Source organism: Streptomyces sp. NBC_01445 (genome assembly GCF_035918235.1).
In the GTDB taxonomy this organism is placed as follows: domain Bacteria; phylum Actinomycetota; class Actinomycetes; order Streptomycetales; family Streptomycetaceae; genus Streptomyces.
In genome coordinates, this window is the sequence record NZ_CP109485.1 from 5,898,954 (window position 1) to 5,921,744 (window position 22,791).

19 protein-coding genes and 1 tRNA gene are annotated in these 22,791 nt (G+C 69.8%); 9 read left to right on the forward strand and 11 right to left on the reverse strand.

From position 1 onward, the window contains the following. Nucleotides 1–226: 226 nt before the first annotated feature. The 4 genes from OG574_RS26970 to OG574_RS26985 all read right to left on the reverse strand — a co-directional run bounded on the left by OG574_RS26970 (nt 227) and on the right by OG574_RS26985 (nt 4,451). Nucleotides 227–299 (reverse strand) — tRNA-Arg (locus tag OG574_RS26970). A 364-nt stretch (nt 300–663) separates the two neighbouring features. Next, nucleotides 664–2,892, reverse strand: coding sequence for a xanthine dehydrogenase family protein molybdopterin-binding subunit (locus OG574_RS26975; protein ID WP_326775306.1), 2,229 nt, complete (start codon nt 2,890–2,892; stop codon nt 664–666). Between the two features lie 9 nt (nt 2,893–2,901). Then, on the reverse strand, nt 2,902–3,885 hold the full coding sequence (locus OG574_RS26980; protein WP_326775307.1) for an FAD binding domain-containing protein: 984 nt from the start codon (nt 3,883–3,885) through the stop codon (nt 2,902–2,904). Further along, nucleotides 3,882–4,451 carry a 2Fe-2S iron-sulfur cluster-binding protein gene (locus OG574_RS26985; protein WP_326775308.1) on the reverse strand — a complete coding sequence of 190 codons (570 nt, stop codon included), beginning with the start codon at nt 4,449–4,451 and terminating at the stop codon, nt 3,882–3,884. The genes OG574_RS26980 and OG574_RS26985 overlap by 4 nt, the downstream gene beginning before the upstream one ends. A gap of 364 nt (nt 4,452–4,815) precedes the next feature. Between OG574_RS26985 and OG574_RS26990 the strand changes: the two genes are divergently transcribed. Beyond that, on the forward strand, nt 4,816–6,534 hold the full coding sequence (locus OG574_RS26990) for a class I adenylate-forming enzyme family protein (RefSeq protein ID WP_326775309.1): 1,719 nt from the start codon (nt 4,816–4,818) through the stop codon (nt 6,532–6,534). A gap of 6 nt (nt 6,535–6,540) precedes the next feature. On the opposite strand, the gene OG574_RS26995 is transcribed toward OG574_RS26990, so the two are convergent. Then, on the reverse strand, nt 6,541–7,818 hold the full coding sequence (locus OG574_RS26995) for a M6 family metalloprotease domain-containing protein (protein ID WP_326775310.1): 1,278 nt from the start codon (nt 7,816–7,818) through the stop codon (nt 6,541–6,543). A 264-nt stretch (nt 7,819–8,082) separates the two neighbouring features. Here OG574_RS26995 and OG574_RS27000 point away from each other — a divergent pair, with 264 nt between their 5' ends. Next, the gene (locus OG574_RS27000; protein ID WP_326775311.1) at nt 8,083–8,754 is read left to right on the forward strand and encodes a TetR/AcrR family transcriptional regulator; all 672 of its coding nucleotides are present in this window, start codon (nt 8,083–8,085) and stop codon (nt 8,752–8,754) included. Nucleotides 8,755–8,907: 153 nt separating this feature from the next. After that, on the forward strand, nt 8,908–10,392 hold the full coding sequence (locus OG574_RS27005; protein ID WP_326778631.1) for an MFS transporter: 1,485 nt from the start codon (nt 8,908–8,910) through the stop codon (nt 10,390–10,392). 31 nt (nt 10,393–10,423) lie between these two features. Here the strand turns inward: OG574_RS27005 and OG574_RS27010 are convergent, their stop codons facing one another. After that, nucleotides 10,424–10,936 carry a MarR family winged helix-turn-helix transcriptional regulator gene (locus OG574_RS27010; RefSeq protein WP_326775312.1) on the reverse strand — a complete coding sequence of 171 codons (513 nt, stop codon included), beginning with the start codon at nt 10,934–10,936 and terminating at the stop codon, nt 10,424–10,426. Between the two features lie 113 nt (nt 10,937–11,049). Here OG574_RS27010 and OG574_RS27015 point away from each other — a divergent pair, with 113 nt between their 5' ends. Next, nucleotides 11,050–11,811, forward strand: coding sequence for a dioxygenase family protein (locus tag OG574_RS27015; protein ID WP_326778632.1), 762 nt, complete (start codon nt 11,050–11,052; stop codon nt 11,809–11,811). Between the two features lie 11 nt (nt 11,812–11,822). On the opposite strand, the gene OG574_RS27020 is transcribed toward OG574_RS27015, so the two are convergent. Next, a complete protein-coding gene (locus tag OG574_RS27020; RefSeq protein WP_398376682.1) occupies nt 11,823–12,398 on the reverse strand; it encodes a GNAT family N-acetyltransferase in 576 nt (191 codons plus the stop codon). A gap of 154 nt (nt 12,399–12,552) precedes the next feature. Between OG574_RS27020 and OG574_RS27025 the strand changes: the two genes are divergently transcribed. Beyond that, on the forward strand, nt 12,553–13,557 hold the full coding sequence (locus tag OG574_RS27025; RefSeq protein WP_100596094.1) for a sigma-70 family RNA polymerase sigma factor: 1,005 nt from the start codon (nt 12,553–12,555) through the stop codon (nt 13,555–13,557). 41 nt (nt 13,558–13,598) lie between these two features. Here OG574_RS27025 and OG574_RS27030 read toward each other — a convergent pair whose 3' ends face one another. Then, nucleotides 13,599–14,594 (reverse strand): helix-turn-helix transcriptional regulator, encoded by a 996-nt coding sequence (locus OG574_RS27030; RefSeq protein ID WP_326775313.1) that lies wholly within the window; start codon nt 14,592–14,594, stop codon nt 13,599–13,601. A 153-nt stretch (nt 14,595–14,747) separates the two neighbouring features. On the opposite strand from OG574_RS27030, the gene OG574_RS27035 reads away from it, so the two are divergent. Then, nucleotides 14,748–16,250, forward strand: coding sequence for an MFS transporter (locus tag OG574_RS27035; RefSeq protein WP_326775314.1), 1,503 nt, complete (start codon nt 14,748–14,750; stop codon nt 16,248–16,250). Nucleotides 16,251–16,314: 64 nt separating this feature from the next. On the opposite strand, the gene OG574_RS27040 is transcribed toward OG574_RS27035, so the two are convergent. Next, complete coding sequence (locus tag OG574_RS27040) at nt 16,315–17,574, reverse strand: ABC transporter substrate-binding protein (protein WP_326775315.1); 1,260 nt, start codon at nt 17,572–17,574, stop codon at nt 16,315–16,317. A gap of 72 nt (nt 17,575–17,646) precedes the next feature. Between OG574_RS27040 and OG574_RS27045 the strand changes: the two genes are divergently transcribed. The 3 genes from OG574_RS27045 (at nt 17,647) to OG574_RS27055 (ending at nt 20,384) form a co-directional block, all read left to right on the forward strand. After that, nucleotides 17,647–18,390: a TetR family transcriptional regulator gene (locus OG574_RS27045; protein WP_326775316.1), complete on the forward strand. Its 744-nt coding sequence runs from the start codon at nt 17,647–17,649 to the stop codon at nt 18,388–18,390. Nucleotides 18,391–18,455: 65 nt separating this feature from the next. Next, nucleotides 18,456–19,220 (forward strand): glucose 1-dehydrogenase, encoded by a 765-nt coding sequence (locus OG574_RS27050; RefSeq protein WP_326775317.1) that lies wholly within the window; start codon nt 18,456–18,458, stop codon nt 19,218–19,220. Between the two features lie 930 nt (nt 19,221–20,150). Continuing rightward, nucleotides 20,151–20,384: a hypothetical protein gene (locus tag OG574_RS27055; protein WP_326775318.1), complete on the forward strand. Its 234-nt coding sequence runs from the start codon at nt 20,151–20,153 to the stop codon at nt 20,382–20,384. 24 nt (nt 20,385–20,408) lie between these two features. On the opposite strand, the gene OG574_RS27060 is transcribed toward OG574_RS27055, so the two are convergent. Continuing rightward, nucleotides 20,409–21,179, reverse strand: a complete 771-nt coding sequence (locus OG574_RS27060; RefSeq protein ID WP_326775319.1) for a DUF6227 family protein — start codon at nt 21,177–21,179, stop codon at nt 20,409–20,411. Between the two features lie 199 nt (nt 21,180–21,378). Beyond that, nucleotides 21,379–22,662 carry a L,D-transpeptidase gene (locus OG574_RS27065; RefSeq protein ID WP_326775320.1) on the reverse strand — a complete coding sequence of 428 codons (1,284 nt, stop codon included), beginning with the start codon at nt 22,660–22,662 and terminating at the stop codon, nt 21,379–21,381. Nucleotides 22,663–22,791 lie beyond the last annotated feature (129 nt).

Sequence of the window (22,791 nt, forward strand, 5' to 3'; positions counted from 1 at the left end):
CGGGCAGTGCTTCGGGATGACCGGGCTCATGTCAGGGACGCCCTATTACTCAGAATGGGTGACTGAGAGCAGACTTGCGAGTCGTGGCAGGGCGCCGTGGAGCTGGAGGCCCTGGTAGTCGGCCGCCCCAGCGCGGACGTGAAGGTGAGAAATATGAGACTGCCCCCCGGGATGATCCCGGGGGGCAGTCTCGCAATATGACCCGTGACCTGCACGAACCTGTCTGTGCCCCCGGCAGGATTCGAACCTGCGACACCCGCTTTAGGAGAGCGGTGCTCTATCCCCTGAGCTACGAAGGCGGGGATCTGTCGGAAAACGACCCTGAAAGTCTGCCGAGGTGGGCGGACTGCTCAGGCGTGCTTGGCGACAGGTCGTGGTGGCAGCCCGTGAGGGCGCAGCCACCGCGGTCAGTGTAGCGGGTGGTGTCTGATCCGAGGGCGGAGAGATGTGCGTACCGGCTCAGGCTGCGAGCGCGTGGGTGATCTTGGCTCGGGTGACGGAGTTGCTCAGCCAGGCGCCGCCGATGTGGATCAGCAGGGGACTCTCTTGTGGGGCGGCGGCCGACGTGGGTGTCCGGCGGGATCTGCCTCAGGTGCTCGGTGCGGTCCCGGTTTCGCCGGCTCACGTCCACCGGCCGGCGAAACCGGCACCGTTGTCACGGATTCAGGCATCCATCAGTGGCAGACCGGGCAGCACCTTCTCGATGGTGATGGGGAAGTCGCGCACACGCACGCCGGTGGCGTTGAACACCGCGTTCGCGATCGACGCACCGGCCCCGCAGATGCCCAGCTCGCCGACGCCCTTCGCGCCCAGGGCATTGGCCTTGTCGTCGTACCCGTCAAGGACGACCGCGTCGACGTCGGGGATGTCGGCGTGGACCGGCACCAGGTATTGCGCGAAGTCCCGGTTGACGAAGGCGCCGGATCGCAGGTCGACCACGGCCTCCTCTTCGAGGGCCGCGCCGGCTCCCCAGATCATGCCGCCGATCAGCTGCGAGCGAGCCGTCTTCGCGTTGAGCACGCGGCCCACCGAGAACACGCCGAGCATCCGCCGCAGACGGATCTCGGCGGTGTCCGCGTCGACCCCCACTTCAGCGAAATGGGCCCCGTAGGTGTTGATCGAGTAGTCCGTGTAGTTCGGATCATCGCCCATGAAGCGGGTACCGCCCTCCGCCTCGAACCCTTCCGGACGGTTGCGTGCGACGATCTCGCTCAGCGCCTCGGACGCGCCGCCGACAGCCACGTTGCGGTCGGAGAACACGGCGTCCTTCGGGTCCAGGCCGTGCAGCGGCGAGCGCGTGTCGCCGCGCGCCGCGGTCAGGAGCTGCTCGCGCAGGGCCATACACGCACCATGTACCGCATTGCTCGAGCTTGCGGCGCCCCACGAGCCGCCGGACCCCCAGCTGGTGGGAAGCTCGGAGCGCCCGAGCTCGATCCGCACCCGATCGGGCGGCAGTCCGAGTCCGTCGGCCGCGACCTGGGTCAGGACGGTGTACGTGCCCGTGCCGAGATCGGTCATGTCTGTCTGGACGACGGCGGTGCCGTCGGCCTCCAACCGCACTCGCGCTGCTGTCGGCCCTTGGAAGTGCCCGCGGATGGCGGCCGACATGCCGTAGCCGACCAGCCACCGCCCGTCGCGCACGCTCGCCGGGGTGGCGGGGCGGTGCTCCCAGCCGAACCGGCGCGCGCCTTCACGCAGGCAGTCGACCAGGTGCCGGTCGCTGTACGGCACGTCTCGTTCTGGATCGACGGTGGGCTCGTTGAGGATCCGCAGCTCGACCGGGTTCATCCCGAGCGCATGGGCCAGCTCGTCCATCGCCGACTCGACCGCCAGCATGCCCGGCGCTTCGCCCGGCGCGCGTACGTCCGTCCCGGGCGGCAGATCGAGCGGCGCAAGCCGGTGGCTGGTCAACCGGTGGGGCGCGGCGTAGAGGCTGCGGGTCGTGGCGGCGGTCTGCTCGGCGTACTCCACGTCGGGGTTGGTGTGCATGGTGACGTCATGGGCGATCGCGGTCAGCTGTCCGTCCTGCGCCGCGCCCAGTCGGACCCGCTGGCTGGTTGTTGGGCGGTTGCCGACGAGCTGGAAGATCTGCTGCCTGGTCATCGCGACCTTGACCGGTTGGCGCAATTCGCGAGCGGCGAGCGCCGCCAGGATCGTCTCGGAATGGATGCCCAGCTTGGAGCCGAATCCCCCGCCGACGAAGGGGGTGACGATGTGGACCCGCTCCGGGGCGAGCCGAAGCGTGGCGGCGACGGAGGACCGCGCCGCGTCGACGATCTGGCAGCTGACGTAGACGACCAGGTCCTCGTCGCGCGGTTCCGCCAGACACGCGTGCGGTTCCATCGGCATCGAGAGCTCGTACGGCGTCGTGTACTCCTGGTCGAGCTTGACCGCCGCGCTGTCGAAACCGGCATCGAAATCGCCGACCGCGGTGTCGGTAGGGAGACCGGCGTTGACCACTTTCGGGATGTACACCTCGTCTTCCTGCTCGGCAAAGTTGAAACGTCCGTGTTCGCCGGCGTATTCGACGTCGACCAGACCGGCGGCCGCTCGGGCCTGTTCGAGGGCCGTGGCGACGACGAATGCCACCGGCTCGCCGTAATAGTGGATGTCGGGGCCGGTCAGTACCGGCTGGGCGCGCCAGTATTCGAACGGAACGGACTCGTCACGGACACCCTGCGCGGGGGCATTGTGATAGGTCATCACCATCTTTACGCCGGGTGCGCGTTCGGCGCTCTCGGTGTCGATCCGGGTGATGCGGCCTTTGCCGATCGTCGCGCCGACGATGAACCCGTAGAGAGGTTGGCCGGCCCCCCACTGCTCGTAGGCGTAGGTGGCCCGGCCTGCGACCTTCAACGGGCCGTCGACGCGGTTCAGAGCTTGCCCGATCATCTCGTCTCCTCAGCTCGCCCGGGCCGCTTGCGCCAGCGTGCGGCACAGCGTGCGCCTGGCCAGCTCGATCTTGAAGTCGTTGTGCCCCTGCCCCACGGCGTCGCGCATCGCGGCCTCGGCGGCGGCGCGATAGGTGGCCATCGTGGCGGGACGGCCGGTCAACGCGGCCTCCGCCTCGATGGACCGCCAGGGCTTGTGCGCCACACCGCCGAAAGCCACCCGCGCCTCACCGATCGCTCCCTGGTCGGTCGAGACGACAGCCGCCACGGAGACCAGCGCGAACTCGTACGACGCCCGGTCCCGCACCTTGCGGTAGATCTGCCGGCCCGCCGGGGGCGGGGGAAGGAGCGCGCTCGTGATCATCTCGCCAGGACGCAGCACGGTCTCGATGTGCGGCGTATGGCCCGGCAGCCGGTAGAAGTCCGCGATGCCGACGCGGCGTACCGACCCGTCGGCGTCGAGCAGCTCGATCTCCGCCTCCAGCACGGTCATCGCGACGGCCATGTCCGAGGGGTGGGTGGCGATGCAGGAGTCGCTGGCGCCGAGGACGGCGTGAATCCGGTTGAACCCGCCGATCGCCGAGCATCCGGAACCGGGATCGCGTTTGTTGCAGCCCGCAGCCGTGTCGTAGAAGTAGGGGCAGCGAGTGCGCTGCAGCAGATTTCCCCCGGTGGACGCCTTGTTGCGCAGCTGGCCCGAGGCGCCGGCCACCAGTGCCTCCGACAGCACCGGGTAGCGGGTACGCACTCGGGAGTCGGCGGCCACATCGGAATTCGCCGCCTGGGCCCCGATACGCAGTCCGCCGTCCGGGAGCTCCTCGATGTCCCGCAACGGAAGCCGGCTGATGTCGACCAGATGGCTGGGCTTCTCGATGTCGAGCTTCATCAGGTCGAGCAGATTGGTGCCGCCGCTGATGAACTTCGCGCCGGTCCTGGACACCGCCGCGACGGCGGCCTGTGCGTCCGTCGCTCGCTCGTACGTGAAGGATCTCATTCCGGGTCTCCCACAGCGATGCCACGGATGGCCGCGACGATGTTCGGATAGGCGGCGCACCGACAGATGTTGCCGCTCATCCGCTCGCGGATCTCCTCATCGGTCAACGCGATCCGCGTCGAGGTCACGTCAGCGGTGGCGTGGCTGGGCCAGCCCGCCTCCACCTCGGCGATCATGCCGACGGCCGAACAGATCTGGCCGGGAGTGCAGTAGCCGCATTGGAAGCCGTCACGCTCGACGAAGGCGCGTTGCATGGGGTGCAGGCCATCGGGATGGCCCAGGCCTTCGATCGTCACGATCTCGTCGTCCTCATGCATCACGGCGAGCGTCAAACAGGAGTTGACGCGCCGGCCGTTGATCAGCACCGTGCAGGCGCCGCACTGCCCGTGATCACACCCCTTCTTGGTCCCGCTCAGGCGCAGGTGCTCGCGCAGCGCGTCGAGCAGCGAGGTCCGTGGATCGACCTCGAGCCGCCGCACCTGATCGTTGACGTTCAACTCGATCGCCGAGAGCTGGGCCGTCTCGCCCTGGCTCCGCCCTGCGGCGCCCGTATCCGAATCACTCACCACAGCCCGCCTTCCTCGCTGAGTGCGGGTGTCACCCTGGACATGCGTCGCCACTGTGGGGCGCACTCCTCCTCAAGATCTCGCAGAAACCGATGCACCGCTCGCCGGAGGGCGCTCGACCGCGCCCGCCTCACTCGACCGGGCGCTTCTGCGCGGCAGCCCGGCGCGCATCCCGCGCGGCCAGCCTGCGAACCGGCGCCGGGTGGCGGACGCGGGCCCGCGTCGTGTCTGTGCAGGAGGTCTCGGGGAAATCTTGAGGAAGCCCCTGTGACACGCGTCATCGGCGACGTAGCGTCCGTAAGGCCTGTAGATCGTGAACGAAGGCCTGTAGATCGTGTTCGGCCAGTGGGAAGGGGCCTTGTCCATGGAGCCGCAATCAGCCGACCCCGTCGTCGACCTGCTCACCTCGCCCGGCGCCCCCTTCGCCGTCGTGCGGAGCGAGAGCGGTGGGCTCGAGTACGCCGACGGGCCGCGGACCCTGCGTGAGTTCGTCGAGACGACCTGGGCCTTCGGGGACACGCCCTTTCTGATCGCCGGGAGTGGGCGGCTCAGCTACGGGGAGTTCTTCGCCGAGGCCTGCGCGCTCGCCCGTCGGTTCGTCGACGTGTACGGGCTGCGGCCCGGTGACCGTGCCGTGGTCGCCATGCGCAACCACCCCGAGTGGCAGATCGCCTTCTGGGCCGCCCAGTTGGCGGGCCTCGTCGCCGTTCCGCTCAATGCCTGGTGGACCGCCGACGAGTTCGCCTACGCCCTCGACGACTGTGAGCCGGGCGTGCTCCTCGTCGACGGCGAGCGGCTGGAGCGCGTCGAGCCGTGGTTGGCCCGGAAGGGCGGGCCGCGGCCGTGGACCCTTGTCTTTCACCATGACGGCGACCTCCCCGGCGACCGCTTCGAGCGGTACGAGGACCTGCCCGCCGCCGATCCCTCGCTCGGGCCGCCCGATGCCGACGTTCAGCCCGACGACGACGCCACCATCATTTACACCTCCGGGACCACCGGGCGGCCCAAGGGCGCCGTCGCCACGCACCGGGCGCATGTCGGGGCGATCGCCAACCCCCGCTATTTCGCGGCCGTTTCGGCCTTGCGGCGCGGGCAGATTCCCGGGCAGGGGCCCACGCCCGTCGCGCTGCTCACCTTCCCCTTCTTCCATGTCGCCGCGTTCACCGGCTTCTACGCGGCGATGGCGGCCGGCGGCACCCTCGTCCTGCTGCGCAAGTGGGACGCGGCCAAGGCGCTCCAGGCGATCGGGGAGCACGGGATCACCAACTACGGCGGTGTGCCGGCGACCGCGCTGCAACTGCTGGACGCCGCCGAGGCCGCGGGTGACGACATGCCGACGCTCGCCATGTTCAACACCGGAGGCGCCGCCGCGCCGCCCGACCTCGTGGCCCGGCTCACCGCCCGGTTCGGGGAGCGCGTGGAGCCCCGTAACGGATACGGGCTGACCGAGACGCTCGGCGGCGTCACCGCCAACTTCGGCGCGGAGTACCGGGCCCACCCGGAGAGCGTGGGCAGGCCCGCGCCCGCCGTGGAGGTGCGGATCGCCGGGCCCGGCGGCGAGGCTGTCGCCGACGGTGAGGTGGGGGAGCTGTGGCTGCGCGGGCAGTCGGTGATCCGCGGTTACTGGCGTGACGAGGCGGCGACGGCCGCGGCGTTCGCGCCGGGCGGCTGGTTCAGGACCGGGGATCTGGCGACGCTGCGGGACGGGCGGGTCAGCGTGGTCGACCGGATCAAGGACATGGTGATCCGGGGCGGCGAGAACGTGTACTGCGTGGAGGTGGAGGCCGTCCTGCACGACCATCCGGACGTGCTCGACGCGGCGGTGCTCGGCGTGCCGCACCCGGTGCTCGGCGAGGAGGTCGCCGCGGTCGTTCAGGTGCGGCCCGGGTCGGAGCTGGACGCCGACGCGGTCAGGGCACACGTCGCCAAGTCGCTCGCCGCGTTCAAGGTGCCGGCGCACGTGCTCCTGCGGGATGCCCCGCTCCCGCGCAACGCGACCGGCAAGCTCCTGAAGCGGGAGCTGCGCGGACCGGTGGGGGAGGCCGTCCACCCGGCGGGTACTACCCCGGCCGGCTCTGCCTAGGCAACGTCACTTCCGCGTGACCAGCACCCGATAGTCCCCCTTCTGGTCCGCCGCCGCGACCTTGATCTTCACCCCTGTCTTGGGGTCCTTGAAGGTCTCGCCCGGGGTGAACGCGGCGTCGGAGAGTTCCGCGTGGACGTTCGGGCTGCGGGTGCAGCCGCCGCTGTCCTTGGTGGCGTCCTCGACGGTGATCGGGCCGAGGCCGGTGTCGACGTCGGCGTTGACCCGGTAGATGAGGACGCCGGGCCGGCACACCGCCTCGTCGTTGCCCTCGCGCGTGCGGACCTCGATCGCGAACCCCGTCTTCGCGGTGAGCGGTACGAAGATGAGCTTCGGGCCGCCCTTGACGCCGAGCGGGGACAGGGTGTGCTCGCTCGTGCCGTGCGCCGACGCGCAGCTGACCTGGTCGTCGCCGAGCCAGCCCAGCTTCCACTTGTGCCAGCCGAGGAGGTCGTTGCCGGCGCCCCAGTCCTCGCTCATGATGTCCCAGTGGCCGACGGCGCCGCCGCCGTCCTGGGTGTAGAGGTCGGGCAGGCCGAAGGTGTGGCCGTTCTCGTGGGGCAGTACGCGGTAGCCGGTCTCGGCGTACGAGCCCGAGCCGTCGTCCTGGCGGCTGTACACGAACGACGCGTTGGCGACGTGGACGCCGTCGGCGACCGGCGCCTCGTGGTTGCCGGCGAACGTCACGGACAGCACGGTGTCCAGGGCGGAGGGGCCCGCGTTCGGGGTGACCAGGATGTTGATCAGGTCGTAGTCGCGGAAGTCCACGTCCGGGTCGGCCTTGGCCACGATGTCGTCGACCAGGTCGCGGTAGCCGGGGTCGAAAGGGGCGCCCCGTGCTATCCCGTACTCGGCGAACGTCTTCGGCATGCGCAGCCAGTGCCTGATCGGCGACTCCGGGCGGTAGTCGAGCTTCCCGTACGAGCCGGTGCGGAACCAGTCCTTGGTCTGCGGGAAGAACTCGCCGAGGCGGTCGAGCGCGGTGCCCTGGCCGGGGGCGTCGGAGAAGTCGACCATGAGGTTCAGGGCGTGGACGGTGCCCGTGGAGCGGGCGTAACCCGGCTGTGTGGGCATGCCTTCCGACATCTGTACGCCCAGTGCGCCCTGGATCATGCAGGGGCTCAGCGCGGCCGGCCGGGACAGGGACGCGGAGCCCGAACCGGACGGGGACGGGGACTGTTCTATGAGGCGGCCCGTACTCGCAGACGTGGTGACGGCGAGGGCCACTGCGGTGAGCCCCGCGAGCCCCGCGCTGCGCCGGGCCCTGCGTATGCGCTGCCGCAATGAGATCGCCTCACCCTCGGTCCCCGGCAGTCCCGGGAGCGGGCTGCGTCCTTCGATCACCCTGTGACGGGGTGTGCCGGGCCGCTCGTTGAGTGCGCCGATCGTGGGTTTTTCGGCAGTGTGGCTCAGGTCACACGAATGGCGGGAAATAACCGGGGAGGCCTTCCCCGTTTAGGCCTGTGTCCGCAAGAAACGGGGACTCACTCCCCGGAACGAGCAGACCACGGAGAATGACCGCAACGTCCGCCGGAAGGAGCCAGAACCGTGAGTGCCGCAGCCACCACCACCGCACCCGCGACGGGGAAGCGCGTGCCCAAGCCGCGCGCCGACGCCCTGCGCAACCGGGAGCGGATCGTCGCTGCCGCTCGCGAGATGGTCGTCGAGTTCGGCGCCGAGGTGCCGATCGACGAGATCGCCCGCCGCGCGGGCGTCGGAAACGCCACGGTCTACCGGCACTTCGCGGACCGCGCCGACCTGCTCCGGCACGTCGTCCTCTCCGTCATGGACAGCGTCACCGAACACGCCGAACGGGCGCTCGCCGTCGCGGACGCCGACCCGGACGCCTCCTTCGGAGCGCTGCGCACGTTCGTGCACGCGGCCGCGGACGAGCGGATCGGCGCCCTGTGCCCGATGCTCACGGCCGGCTTCGACAAGGACCATCCCGATCTGCTGGCCGCCCGCGACCGGCTCGAGGCCGGCACCGAGGGCCTCATGGAGCGGGCCCGCGCGGCCGGGCAGCTGCGCACCGACATCGCCGTCGGAGATCTGATGGTCGCCCTCTCCCAGCTCACCAGGCCCCTGCCCGGCATCGCCTGCCTGGACATCGACCGCTTCGTCCACCGCCATCTGCAGCTGTTCCTCGACGGCCTGATGGCACCGGCCCGCTCGGAGCTTCCGGGTGCGCCCGCGACTCTGGAGGACCTCCGGCAGGCCTGATCCACCCACGCCCCGCCGCCGCCGGCTCGCCGGCGGAGCCCACAGACATCTTCAGCAGCTTCCGTAACACCCGATATTTCACGCTTATTCGACACTTGGAGTGCCGTCGTGGCTACCCCCTTGCCAAAAATAGATCTGCCCAAGGCAGACCCCATGCGCTGGAAGGCACTCGTCTTCATCGCACTCGCCCAGCTGATGGTCGTGCTCGACGCGACCATCGTGAACATCGCCCTGCCGTGGGCCCAGCAGGACCTCGGCATCTCCGACGGAAACAAGCAGTGGGTCATCACGGCCTACGCGCTCGCCTTCGGCGGACTGCTCCTGTTCGGCGGCCGCATCGCCGACATGTGGGGCCGTAAGCGGACCTTCGTCACCGGCCTGCTCGGCTTCGCCTTCGCGTCCGCGCTCGGCGGTGCGGCCCAGGGCGAGGCCATGATGCTCGGCGCCCGCGCCCTCCAGGGCGTGTTCGGCGCGCTGCTCGCGCCCGCCGCGCTCTCCCTGCTCGCGGTGATGTTCACCGACGCCAAGGAGCGCGCCAAGGCGTTCGGCATCTACGGTGCGATCGCCGGTGGCGGTGGCGCCGTCGGCCTGATCCTCGGCGGCTTCCTCACCGAGTACCTGGACTGGCGCTGGACGTTCTTCGTCAACATCCCGTTCGCGATCATCGCGGCCGCGGGTGCCTACTTCGTCATCCGTGAGCCGGCCGGTTCCCGTAACCGCTCGTCGCTCGACATCCCGGGCGTCGTCCTGTCGACCCTCGGCCTGGTCTCCCTGGTCTACGGCTTCACGCGCGCCGAGTCCAACGGCTGGTCCGACGCCATGACGGTCGGCCTGTTCGTGGCCTCCGCCGTGCTGCTGCTCGGGTTCGTCTTCACCGAGTCCAAGGTCCGCTCGCCGCTGCTGCCGCTGCGCGTCCTGCTCGACCGCAACCGCGGCGGCGTCTACATGTCGCTCGGTCTCGCCGTCATCTCGATGTTCGGCCTGTTCCTCTTCCTGACGTACTACCTCCAGGTCGTCCGCGGCTACTCGCCGGTGACCACCGGCTTCGCGTTCCTGCCGATGATCGTCGGCATGATCACGGGCTCCACGCAGATCGGCGCCCGGCTGATGACGCGGGTCCCCCCGCGGCTGCTCATGGGCCCCGGCTTCCTGGTCGCGGCGCTCGGCATGCTGCTCCTGACGCAGCTGGAGATCGACTCCTCGTACCCGTTCCTGATCCTGCCGGCGCAGCTGCTGCTGGGCCTCGGCATGGGTACGGCGTTCATGCCCGCCATGTCCCTGGCCACGCACGGTGTCGAGCCGCGTGACGCCGGTGTCGCCTCCGCGATGGTCAACACCTCGCAGCAGGTCGGCGGCGCGATCGGCACGGCCCTGCTGAACACGATCGCCGCGTCGGCGACCACCGCCTACGTCGCCTCGCACGCGGCCGGAGCCACCAACGCCAAGCTCCTCCAGGCGCAGGCCATGGTGAACGGTTACACCCACGCCATCTGGTGGGCCGTCGGCATCCTGGCCGCGGCGGCCACGATCGCCCTCACCCTCATCAACACGGGTGTCCCGGGCAGCGCCGCCCCGAAGGCCTCCGGTTCCACGGAGGACGCGCAGGACGAGGTGCAGATCCCGGTGATCGCGCACTGACCCGTATCAGCCCCGAAGCAGATTCAGGGCACTACCGGAGCCAGGGGAGATCCGCCCCCGCCTCCTTCGGCTGAAGTCCCTCGGCGACGATCCTCATGATCTCGCCGAGGGACTTCTGCTGTTCCGGGGAGAGCCGGTCGAAGAGCGCCTGCCGCACGGCGGTGACATGACCGGGCGCCGTCCGCGACAGGACCTCGTACCCCGCGTCCGTGAGGCACGCCAGCTGGCCGCGCTTGTCGGACGGGCAGTCCTCGCGCCGCACCCACCCGTTCTTCTCCAGGCGCGCGATGGCGTGCGAGAGACGGGAACGGGTGATCTTCGCGTTCATGGCCAGCTCGGTCATGCGCAGGCGGCGGCGCGGCGCCTCGGAGAGCTGGACGAGCAGCCCGTAGTAGATGTGCGGCATGCCCGCGTCCCGCTGGAGCTGGCGGTCGAGGTGGTCCTCCAGCAGCGTGGTCGCATGGAGATACGCCTGCCAGGTGCGCTGCTCCTCGTCCGTGAGCCAGCGAGGGGCTTGGGTGGGTGCCGTCGTCATGGGGTCCACTGTACGTACCTCCTTCTTGAATATTAAACAATCGAGTACTACTCTGTTGGTACAGCTTGAGACTTCAAGTAAATCGTTCCGGGGTCCCGTCGTCCAGGAGTGCCGCCATGTGTATGCCCGCTCTCTACCTCAGCCACGGCGCGCCGCCGCTCGCCGACGACGACCTGTGGACCGGTCAGCTCGCCGCGTGGTCGGCCGAACTGCCGCGCCCCAGGGCCGTCCTGATGGTCTCCGCGCACTGGGAGGAGGCCCCGCTCGCCCTCGGCGCCACCGAGACGGTGCCGCTCGTCTACGACTTCTGGGGCTTCCCCGAGCACTACTACCAGGTGCGGTACGAGGCCCCTGGGGCCCCCGAACTGGCCGATTCCGTACGGAAATTGCTGCACGGCCCCGGCGCCCCGGTCCAGGACATCCCGGACCGTGGCCTCGACCACGGGGCGTACGTCCCGCTCGTCGAGATGTACCCCGGAGCCGACATCCCGGTCCTGCAGATCTCCATGCCGACGCTCGACCCGCAGAAGCTGATGGACATCGGGCGCAAGCTCGCGCCGCTGCGGGACGAGGGGGTCCTGATCGTCGGCTCGGGTTTCTTCACGCACAACCTCGCCGCGCTGCGGCAGGGCGGGATCCCGGCCTGGTCCGCCGAGTTCGACGACTGGGGGCACCGCGCCCTGGAGAGCGGCGACGTGGACGCCCTGCTCGACTTCACCCACAAGTCCCCGGCCGGGCATCTCGCCCACCCGCGCACGGAGCACTTCGCCCCTCTGTTCGTGACGATGGGGGCGGCCGACGCCTTCGGCGGGCTGGATGGGCAGCGGAGCGTCATTGACGGGTTCTGGATGGGGCTGGCCAAGCGGTCGGTGCAGTTCGGCTAGGTGCCGCTCGGTCAGGTGCCGCTGTTGACCGGGCGCTCGTACCAGGCCACGTCCCAGTAGCGGCCGAACTTGCGGCCGACCTCGCGGTACGTGCCCACGTAGGTGAAGCCGAAGCGGGTGTGCAGGCGGTCCGAGGCCTCGTTCGGCTGGGTGATGCCCGCGTACGCGCGGTGGACGTCCTCGCCCGCGAGCGCCTCGAAGAGCGCCTTGTAGAGCAGGGTGCCGATGCCGCGGCCGCCCGCGTCGGGCGTGCAGTAGACGCTGACCTCCACCGAGGTGTCGTACGCCGCCTTCGCGCGGAAGGGGCCCGAGGTCGCGTAGCCGAGGATGCGGCCGGAATCGCGCTCCTGGGCAACCAGCAGCAGGTGCCGGCCGTCTTCAAGGTGGGAGAGCAGCCAAGGACGGCGCTCCTGCGGGGTGAAGACAGCCGTGTCAAAGGTGATCGGCGTCTCACGCACATAGTGGTTGTAGAGGGCGGTGAGGGCGTCGAGATCGGTTTCGGCGCCGGGCCTGACCAGCACTTCTGTGGACTCCGTCACGCTGAGGACCTCCCCGTATCCGGCCGATCGCGGCACAGGGTACTGCATGATCACGAAAATCGATGGGCACCTTGGGAATTCTGTCCGGATTCCAGTCGTTGTTTCCATCGGATGCAGGGCACCCGGGAGGGTGTGCCTGGCACCACAGGACCACAGGACCTGTCCACCGCAGGCCCCCGCCCACCATCGCAAGGGAGCACGCATGGCAACCCGTGCCGTCGCCCGTCGTAAGTCCGCCGCCTCCGGCGAGACCGACGGCGCACGCAGTGTTCGCGCCGTAGGCGGCGAGATCGCCGACCGCGACCTGGTCGGCATGTACCTCGACGAGATCGCGCGTACGCCGCTGCTGGACGCCGCCAAGGAAGTCGAACTTTCCCAGACCATCGAGGCGGGCGTGTACGCCCGGCAGATCCTCGACGGCGAGGCGGAGAGCGAAGCCGCGGGCAAGGCGTCCCGCGAGGAGCTCGAAGCGCTCGTCGCCGCGGGTGAGCGGGCCAAGGACGTCTTCATCAAGTCCAATCTGCGCCTGGTCGTGGCCGTCGCGCGCCGCTACCCGAGGAGCGGTCTCCCGCTCCTCGACCTCATCCAGGAGGGGAACGCGGGCCTGGTGCGCGCGGTCGAGAAGTTCGACTACCGCAAGGGCTTCAAGTTCTCCACGTACGCGACGTGGTGGATCCGGCAGGCCATCACGCGCTCGATAGCCGACCAGTCGCGCACGATCCGGCTCCCCGTCCACCTGGTGGAGGAGCTGGGCCGCATCCGGCGCGTGCAGCGCGAGTTCAACCGGAAGAACGGGCGGGACCCCGAGCCCGAGGAGATCGCCGCCGAGCTCGACTCCAAGCCCGCTCGCGTCGTCGACGTCCTGGACTGGGCCCGCGACCCGGTCTCGCTGAACATGCCGGTGGACGACGAGGGCGATACCCAGTTCGGTGACCTTCTGGAGGACACGTCCGCGGTGTCGCCCGAGCAGTCCGTCCTCACGCTGCTGCGCAGCGAGGAGCTGGACGACCTCATCGGCCGCCTCGACCAGCGCACGGCGTCCATCATCAAGATGCGGTACGGGATCGACGACGGCCGTGAGCGCACGCTCACGGAGGTCGGCAAGGAGCACGGGCTGACGCGCGAGCGGATCCGGCAGATCGAGAAGCACGCGCTTCTTGAGCTGAAGAAGCTGGCTCGGGACACCGGGTTCGATGCCGCCGCGTGAGGTTCCGGGGGCGCTGCCCCCGGCCCCCGCGCTCCCTGTCCTCAAGCGCCGGACGGGCTGGATTTCACCGGCCCGTCCGTAGCGCGGGCGAGACGACTGCTCAACTCCCTGAGATAGTCCGCCAGTTGGTCAGGCCCGTGCACCGTGAACTCGCAGTCCACCAGCGCGAGCCGCAGCGCCAGCCACTCCACCGAGTCGGTCGCCGTCGCGCGCAGCCGGCACGTTCCGTCGGGCTGCGCCTCGGGTGCGCCGAGCGCCGAGGGCAGCCGCGCCACCACGAAGTCCGCCGGCGCTTCGAACGTCACATCGATGTCGTACGAGGGCCGGCCGCGCCCCGACATGGAGCGCCGCAGATACTCCGCCGCGTCCCCCGTCGGCAGCTCCCGCGGAGCGAACCGCGCACCCGTGGCGAACGGCTCCGCGACCCGGTCCACGCGGAAGGTGCGCCAGTCGTCCCGGTCTATGTCGTACGCCACCAGATACCAGCGCCGCCCCGTCGACACCATCCGGTACGGCTCCGTCAGACGGCGTGACTCGGTGCCGTCGCCCGAGCGGTAGCGGAACCGCAGCCGCTCCTGCCCCGCCGTCGCCGACGCGAGGACCGTGAGCGTCTCCGTCGCGATGGACGCCCCGTCCCCGCCGGTCAGCGGCATCGTGGCGGCCTGGAGCGTGGAGACCCGGTGCCGCAGGCGCGAGGGCAGCACCTGCTCCAGCTTGGCGAGGGCCCGTACGGACGCCTCCTCCACGCCCTCGACGGCGTGCCCCGCCCCGGCCCGCAGACCGACCGCGATCGCCACCGCCTCCTCGTCGTCCAGGACCAGCGGCGGCAGCGCCTTGCCCGCGACCAGGCGGTAACCGCCCTCCGCGCCCATCGACGCCTGCACGGGATAGCCGAGATCACGCAGCCGGTCCACGTCCCGGCGCACCGTGCGCCGCGAGACGCTCAGGCGCGCGGCGAGCTCGCCGCCGGGCCACTCGCGCGGGGTCTGGAGCAGGGAGAGCAGTTGAAGCAGCCGGGCCGGGGTGTCGGTGGTCATGGTGCGTCCCCTCTCGTTCGCGTCCCGTTGTCGTGTCCGTCCCGCTCGCGGCGCCCTCGCTTGTGGCTTTCGCGGCGCATTCGTTATCGGGAGATTCCAGGGTGCGCGCCATCTAGGACACGGTGTGACCTACATGGCTCCTAGTCTCCCCGTATGACTTCACCCGTGACCACCCCCGACAGGCGACGCTGGTTCGCCCTGGCCATCGTGATGACCGCAGCCTTCATGGACCTGGTCGACGTCACGATCGTCAACATCGCGATCCCGTCCATCCAGCGCGACGCGGGCGCCACCGTGAGCCAGATCCAGTGGATCACCGCCGGATACGCGCTGGCGTTCGCCGCGGGCCTGATCACCGGCGGGCGGCTCGGCGACATCTACGGCCGCAAGCGGCTCTTCCTGATAGGGATCGCCGGCTTCACGCTCGCCTCGGCGCTCTGCGGCTTCGCCGCGAACCCCGAGATGCTGGTCGCCTCGCGCATCCTCCAGGGCGGCATGGCCGCGATGATGGTGCCGCAGGTCCTGTCGATCGTGCACGCCACGTTCCCTGCGGAGGAGCGCGGCAAGGTCTTCGGCCTCTTCGGCATGATCGTCGGCCTGGGCGCGGTCTCGGGCCCACTGCTCGGCGCGCTGCTCACCGAGTGGAACCTGTTCGGTCTCGAATGGCGCCCGATCTTCCTGATCAACCTGCCGGTCGGCATCGCCGGACTGCTCCTCGGCCGCAAGTTCATCAGCGAGTCCAAGGCGCCCCGCGCGCTCAAGCTCGACCTCGTCGGCGTCGTGCTGGTCACGCTCGGCCTGCTCATGCTGATCTACCCGCTGACGCGTGGCCGCGAGCTTGGCTGGCCCGTGTGGGGCCACGTCGTGATGGGCTCCAGCGTCCTCGTCTTCGGCGCGCTCGTCGCGTACGAGAAGTACAAGACGCGGCGCGACGGTTCGCCGCTGATCGAGCTGTCGCTGTTCAAGGTGAAGAGCTTCGCGGCCGGTATCGCCGTGCAGGTCGTCTTCGGTGTCGCGCTCGGCGTGTTCTTCCTGGTGTGGACGATGTACATGCAGGTCGGCCTCGGGTGGACGGCGCTGCACGCGGGCCTGACCGGCGTGCCGTTCTCCATCGCCGTGTCGGCGGCGGCCGGAATCTCCGTACAGAAGCTCGTGCCGAAGTTCGGGCGCAAGGTGCTCCAGACCGGCGCGCTGGCGATGATGACCGGGGTGCTGATCTACATCTGGGAGGCCGGGCGTTACGGCGCCGGGATCACGTCCTGGCAGATGGCGCTGCCGCTCGTCGTGATGGGCGTCGGCATGGGCCTCATCGTCGCCCCGCTGACCGACGCGGTGCTCTCCGACGTGCCGCGCGAGCACGCCGGTTCGGCGTCCGGGCTGATCAACACCACGCAGCAGATGGGTACGGCACTCGGGCTCGGCCTCGTCTCCGTGGTGTTCTTCGGGACGATCGGCGACCACCTCGCGCCGACCGAGGTCGGGCAGGCGTTCACCGACGCGTTCAGCAACTCGCTGTGGTACGTCGTCGGCGTGCTCGCCGTGATCTTCCTGCTGATGTTCGCGCTGCCGGGGCGGCCCGCGCAGCACGTCGAGGGGGGCGCGCAGGACGCGGACCCGACAGCCGGACCGGTGGAGAAGGCGCCGGAACTGGTCTAGTTCCCGCGGGACTTCGAGTGGGCGGGCCCTCGCGCTGCGGCGCGGGGGCCCGCCCGTCTGCCGTTCAGTTCGCCGAGCGGATCTCCGCGCGGCTCGCCGTCGTGTCCAGGGTCTGGAGCACCTCGCGCGGATCGCCGCCCCGGACGACCGCCGAGCCGATGTCCTCGCGGATCGCGGCCCGCACGTCGGGCCAGGACGCCTGGTTCACCGGCTGGAACTCCGCCCGCGGCATCTGGTCGATGAACTTCCACAGCGGGCGCTGCGCGGAGTCGGAGCGCAGGGAGTCCGACGCGGAGGCCGTCACGGGCAGCGCCGCCTGGCCGCCCCCGTACGTCCTGGCCGACTTACGGCTGTAGAGGTACGTCAGGAACTCGCCGCACTCGGCCTTGTGGCCGTTCTGGTTGAACGCGAGCAGCCAGTCGCTCAGCCCGACCGGCGCCGCCGCGCCCCCGTCCCGCTGCGGGAACGCCGCGTGCGCGTAGGGGACCTTCGCCCGGTCGGCGGCGCCCAACAGGACCGGGTGGGCGATCATCATGCCGATCTGCCCGCGCAGGAACTGCTCGTAGGCGGCCGTCCGGTCGAGGAGCTGCGGCGCGGCGCCCGCCAGGCCCTCGCCGACGAGGCGGTCGCGCAGCCAGGTCAGCGTCTCGATGTTGCTGGTGGTCGCGAAGTCGTAGCCGGTGACGCCCGCGTAGGTGCCGCCGCCGGCCAGCAGCCAGGCGAGAGCCTCGTCCTCGGCGGCCTCAGGGCCGAGCTGGAGCCCGTACGGAGTCCTCACGCCGATCGTCCTCAACGCCTTTGCCACGGCATGCAGTTCGTCCCACGAGGTGGGCGCCGAGACGCCCACCCGCTCGAACAGCTTCGTGTTGTAGAAGAGGCGCGGCGTGCTCGCCATGAACGGGATGCCGTACTGGACGTAGTGGGCCGTGCCCGCCTGCGCGAACGACTGCGTGAAGTCGGCCTGCGTGGGGATGTCGAAGAGCTCGGACACCGGGTAGAGCTTGCGCTGGTCGGCGAACGTCGCGAAGACGTTGGACTGCGCGATGTCCGGCGCCTCGCCGTCCTTCACCCGCTGGGCGAGGGTCCGGTCCAGCTTGGCGAACGGGATCCGCTCCACATGGACCGTGACGTCCGGCTTCACCTTCTTGTACGCCTTGACGACCTGGTCCCACTGGTCGCCGATCGAGGACCCGACGCTCTGGTCGTAGCTCGCCACCATCAGCTTGAGGGTGGCCTTCGACGAGCCGGAACCGCAGCCGCTGAGCCCGTAGGCCGCGGCGCCGGTGAGCCCGGCCGCCTGAAGAAGGAAACGTCGCCGCCGCACTGCTCTTCGCCCACCCCTTGGTTGCACGCCAGGTCGGTGGCAGATTCTGCCACATAGGCATACCATGACTTCATGCCCGGTAGCTCTACGACTGAGACGCTGACGGAACGACGCAAGGCCGCCACGCGCCTCGACATCGCCCGCACGGCGGCGGCGCTCTTCGTGGGGGACGGCCTGCGCGCCACCCGCGCCGAGGACATCGCCCGCGCGGCGGGGGTCGCCCCGCGCACCTTCTACCGCTACTTCGCGACCAAGGAGGAAGCGGTCGCCCCGCTCTTCGCCGCGGGAGCCCAGCAGTGGGCGGAGGCCGTTCGCGACGCCCCGGCCGCACTGTCCGTGCCCGAGGCGCTGCGGCACGCGGTCGCTCAATCGCTCACCGCGGACGACGCGGCGAACGTGGAATCCCTGGAGTGGGTCAGGTCCCTGCTGCGCATGGCGGCGGAGAGCCCGGCACTGCAAGCGGTGTGGGGCACCGCCTGCCACGCGTCGGAGGCGACGCTGCTCGCGGTGCTTGTGGAGCGGGTGGGGGCGGTCGCTTCGGGTGACTCTGGTGGCGCTGGTGGCGCTGGTGGCGCTGGTGATTCCGGTGATGCCGGTGGTTCCGGTGGTGTCGGTGCTCCCGATGGCTCTGGCGCTTCTCAGGCCCCCGCCTCGCTCGCCCTGCGCATGGCCGCCGGGGTCGCCTGCACGGCCATTCGCGTAGGCGTGGAGACCTGGGCCGCGAGCGACGCCCCGGCGGACGGCGAGCTCGGGCCCGCGGCGCTCGCCGCGCGCTGCCTCGCGTCGCTGGGCGACTTCCCGTGGGCCCCCGCCTGACCCTCCGTGCACGTCCGCACCCCTCGAACTCCCTTGTTCCACCCTCGACTTCCTCTGGAGCAACGATGAACAACCTCACCGGCAAGACCGTCCTCGTCACCGGGGGAGCCCGCGGCATCGGCGCCGAGATCGCGCGCCGCGCCGTCGAGGCCGGTGCCAACGTCGTCGTCACCGATGTCCTGGAGGACGAGGGCAAGGCCCTCGTCGCCGAGCTCGGCGACCGCGCCCGCTTCATGCGGCACGACGTGACGTCGGAGGAGGACTGGACGGCCGCCGCCGCGTTCGCCGCCGCCGAGTTCGGCGGGATCGACGGCCTGGTCAACAACGCGGGCATCTCCACCGGCCAGCCCCTGGAGACGGAGACCGTCGAGCACTTCCGCAAGGTCCTCGACATCAACCTCACCGGCGTCTTCATCGGCATGAAGACGGCCATCAACGCGATGAAGGACAACGGCGGCGGCTCCATCGTCAACATCTCCTCCGCCGCCGGCCTCATGGGCCTCGCCCTCACCGGCTCCTACGGCGCCTCCAAGTGGGGCGTGCGCGGCCTGACCAAGCTCGCCGCGGTGGAGCAGGGCACGGCGAAGATCCGCGTGAACTCCGTCCACCCCGGCATGATCTACACCCCGATGACGGCCCAGCTCGGCATCCAGCAGGGCGACGGGGGCTACCCGAACACCCCGATGGGCCGCGTCGGCGAGGCGGACGAGATCGCCAAGGCGGCCGTGTTCCTGCTCTCGGACGACTCCTCGTACGTCACCGGCGCCGAGCTCGCCGTGGACGGCGGCTGGACCACGGGACCGACGGTCAAGTACGTGATGGGTCAGTAGGCGCCCCAGGCACCCCGAAGGGCCCGGTTCTCCGCGGGGAGGCCGGGTCCTTTTGTCTACTCGCCGAATACGGGCAGGGTCACTTCGCCCGAACCATATTACCCGGGCCGAATGTCGTTCAGACTGTCGACGATAATTACGGACGGCGGCTGCGCGGGCGCAGGCACCTGAACAAGAATGGGGACATAGGCTATATCGCCGTGCCTGAACTCGGCCTTCGCTGAAAATCGGTAGCATACGACCGCGTTCGGACTGCTGCGTGTCGCATAGCACTGAAGCGTCGACTTCGTCGGCGCAGCCTGCGATTTCTGTGGCAGGGAGCCTGATTCACTCGCTGCTGCACCCCATTCACCGAGCGCCAAACAGCAGGTGGCTGCAGCGACAATGCTGACACTCCGCAATGCTGCCTTCTTCATCCTCATCACCCCGAAAGCTGCGAGTGAACTGAGTCGTTCTATCGTCGCATGCCGGCAAGAGGCGCGCGAGGCGCTTCGGGTCCGTAGCGCGTGAAAGTGCGCGTGAAAGGCAGTCAAGGATTTTGACTTGATTTTGGTCCCGCTGCACGGCGCTCCCGGAAACCGCCGACGTCGGATGCCGACAGTCACGGAATCCGTCACAGACTGCACGACCTTCAGTAAGGATCTTCAGCATGCGCACCGGTCGGGTGACGGCCGTGGGCAGGTTGCAGGCGAGGCCTTCGGGCAGCGTTTCAAGATGCCTGAGATCTCAACTGCTGCAGCTGGAGGCCTCGTTGGCTGTCTGTCCTGCCGCATCGCCGAGTGCGCGGCGGGCGGGGCGGGTGACGCGGCCGCGGTGAAGGAAGACGAGCCGAAGACACCGGTAGCCGCCTGACAGTTCGGAACTGTCCGCTCATGCGAGATACGTCACGGTCCGGGACCAAAGTTCCGGACCGTGGTGTTGACTGGGCCCATGCCTGAGCACGTGTCGTTCTTCCAGCAGATAGGCGTGGCGTTCCTCGCGGCCGCCACCGTGGTGTGGGTGGTCGGTCTCGTCCGGCTGGTCCGCCATGTGGGCTGGGGCACCGAGCGGCCCCTCGCCTCGCTGCCGGGGCAGGGCGGGCCGCCCGCTCTGGAGTCCGTGCCGCTGACGCCGGACGAGCGCGACGCGTTCGCGGGACTGGTACGGCAGTTCAGCCGTCGTTAGCTGCCGGCCGGGGGCTGTGCGCGGCTAGCCGCAGCTGGGGCGGGAGCGGTCGGTGGCACGGCGCTTCATCGCCGCGCGGGCCTCGTCCTGCGTGGCGTACACCTCGCACATGTGACGGCCGTCCGGCGTCGCCGTGTGCTCGATCTCCCAGAGGCTGATCTCGCTGCCGTCGTGCAGCAGGAACGCGTGCTCGTACAGCGTGAATCCGAGGCGCGGGCGGCCGAACGCCTGCGTGATCTGGTGCGCGCACGCGGTGTGCAGGAGCCCCGCAGTGCCAGGTCCCGGGCGGTCCTCGTTCTCCGCACGGCGCAGCAGGCGGCGGGCGTGGTCCGCCGAGTCGTCGGCCGCGTAACTGCGGCGCGGCTCGGGGATCGACGGGAGCTGGAGCGGGAGCGGCAGCTCGAAGTCGGGGGCGGCTTCGCGGGGCAGCGGGAGGCGGTCCGTCGCCAGGTGCAGATCGTCCTCCGAGGTGTACACCTCGTGCTGGGTCCCCCGGCCAGGCGCCGTGTTGTGGACGAGCTCCCACAGGGTGAGCGCGCTGCCGTCCGCGAGCAGCCACGTGTGCCGGTACGTCTCGCGGTGCAGGCCCGCGCTGTGGTGCGCGGAGTGCAGCGAACTGTCGTACGCGAGCGCGCAGTCGAGGCGGGCGAGCGCCTCGTCGGGCAGCTCGAAGGAGTTCAGGGCCCGGCCCAGCAGGCGTCCGAGGTGCTCATCCGGCTGGTGCGTGCCGTCCGGCTGATGCGACTCGTGCGACTCGGGTGGCTCGTACGCTGCGGTGTCGTACGGAACGCTCAAGGCATCTCCCGGCGTTGCTACATGTCACCTTGTGGGTGCATACCGTAGCCCCTAGGTCGGACATCATGTCCTCGAAATCGGAAACGAGCGGGCCGCGCGGGGAAGTTCCCGCGCGGCCCGCTCTTGTGTCTGCTTTTTTCGGCGGCCCGCTGTTCGGGTTCCTGCCTTTCGGCGGGCGCCCGTGGGGCTCAGGGTGGGCTCAGGCCGCGCTGCCCGCCGTCCACTGGCTCCACGACATGTTCCAGCCGTTGAGGCCGTTGTCGGGCGCGATGGTGGTGTCGGGGGAGTGCTTGACGGTCACCACGTCACCGACGAGCGAGTTGTCGTAGAACCACTTGGCGATCGTCGCGCCGCCCGCGCCCTGGACGTCCGCGAGGCCGATGCAGCCGTGGCTGGTGCCGGAGCGGCCGAAGGGCGGATTGCCCTTCGGGTACCAGTAGTTGCCGTGGATGAACGTCCCGGACGAGGACAGGCGCATCGCGTGCGGGACATCGGGGATGTCGTACTCGCCGCCGAAGCCGACCGTCGAGCCGTTCATCCGGGTCTGCACGAACTTCTCGGAGATCACCATCTGCCCGTTGTACGTGGTGTGCTGGGCGCTGCCGGCCGAGATCGGGATCGACTTGATGGTCTTGCCGTCCCGCACGACCGTCATCGTCTGGGTGTTCACGTCGACTGTGGAGACCTGGGAACGGCCCACGGTGAAGCTGACCGTCTTGTTCTGGACGCCCGTCACGCCGTTCGCGCCCTCCACGCCGTCCAGGTCGATCTTCATCGTGACCTTGGAGCCGGCTTTCCAGTACTCCTGTGGGCGGAAGTCGAGCCGCTGCGCGCCGAACCAGTGGCCCACGATCTGCTGGCCGCTGCTGGAGGAGACCGTGATGTGCGACTGCACGGCCTTCTTGTCCGTGATCGCCTTGTCGAACGTGAATGAGACCGGCATGCCGACGCCGACCGTGGTGCCGCCGTCCGGTGTGTACGTGCCGATGAAGCTGCCCGACGTGGTGACCGTCGTGAAGATCGAGTTGGCGGCGGCGGGGCGGCCCTCGGAGTCCTTTGCGGTGGCCGAGATGCGGTACTTCGTCCCTCGCTCCAGCTGTTCCTTGGGCTTCCATACCGAGCCGTTGGCGGTGAGCGAGCCGGGCACGGTCTTGCCGCTGTCGGGCTCCGTCATCGTCACGTCGGTGAGCTTGCCGGACTTGACCTTCACGCCCGTCGCGTTGATGGACGCGCCCGTCGAACCGTCCTTGGCCGAGATCGTGATCTGAGCGGCGGACGAGCCCTTGCCCTTGCTGTCGCCGTTCTTGCCGTCTGCGTTCTCCCCGTCGGCGTTGCCGCCGCAGGCGGTGAGGGCGAGCGCGCCGACGGCGAGCGCGGCCGTAGCCACCAGGAAACGCCGCGCGGTGCGCCTGCGGCCCCGCTCGGGCTGCCGGGGATGCTGCTGGTGCGCGACTGTGTCCGGGGTTGTCACGAGATGCTCCATGATTCGTCAGTTACTCCAGTGTGGGTAGAGAGGGCGAACTGACCGGAAAGGTTCCTTCGGGGCGATGTGAACGGAGACACAGGTCACGTCAGGAACCGGGCGGGCCGCCCGCTACGTGAGCCCTGGGCT

Bases quoted from the DNA above. Each gene is read 5' to 3' on its own strand.
- OG574_RS26975 (WP_326775306.1), bottom strand. From the start codon at position 2,892: ATGATCGGGCAAGCTCTGAACCGCGTCGACGGCCCGTTGAAGGTCGCA.
- OG574_RS26980 (WP_326775307.1), bottom strand. From the start codon at position 3,885: ATGAGATCCTTCACGTACGAGCGAGCGACGGACGCACAGGCCGCCGTC.
- OG574_RS26990 (WP_326775309.1), top strand. From the start codon at position 4,816: ATGGAGCCGCAATCAGCCGACCCCGTCGTCGACCTGCTCACCTCGCCC.
- OG574_RS27005 (WP_326778631.1), top strand. From the start codon at position 8,908: ATGCGCTGGAAGGCACTCGTCTTCATCGCACTCGCCCAGCTGATGGTC.
- OG574_RS27015 (WP_326778632.1), top strand. From the start codon at position 11,050: ATGCCCGCTCTCTACCTCAGCCACGGCGCGCCGCCGCTCGCCGACGAC.
- OG574_RS27020 (WP_398376682.1), bottom strand. From the start codon at position 12,398: ATGCAGTACCCTGTGCCGCGATCGGCCGGATACGGGGAGGTCCTCAGC.
- OG574_RS27025 (WP_100596094.1), top strand. From the start codon at position 12,553: ATGGCAACCCGTGCCGTCGCCCGTCGTAAGTCCGCCGCCTCCGGCGAG.
- OG574_RS27030 (WP_326775313.1), bottom strand. From the start codon at position 14,594: ATGACCACCGACACCCCGGCCCGGCTGCTTCAACTGCTCTCCCTGCTC.
- OG574_RS27035 (WP_326775314.1), top strand. From the start codon at position 14,748: ATGACTTCACCCGTGACCACCCCCGACAGGCGACGCTGGTTCGCCCTG.
- OG574_RS27045 (WP_326775316.1), top strand. From the start codon at position 17,647: ATGCCCGGTAGCTCTACGACTGAGACGCTGACGGAACGACGCAAGGCC.
- OG574_RS27050 (WP_326775317.1), top strand. From the start codon at position 18,456: ATGAACAACCTCACCGGCAAGACCGTCCTCGTCACCGGGGGAGCCCGC.
- OG574_RS27055 (WP_326775318.1), top strand. From the start codon at position 20,151: ATGCCTGAGCACGTGTCGTTCTTCCAGCAGATAGGCGTGGCGTTCCTC.
- OG574_RS27065 (WP_326775320.1), bottom strand. From the start codon at position 22,662: ATGGAGCATCTCGTGACAACCCCGGACACAGTCGCGCACCAGCAGCAT.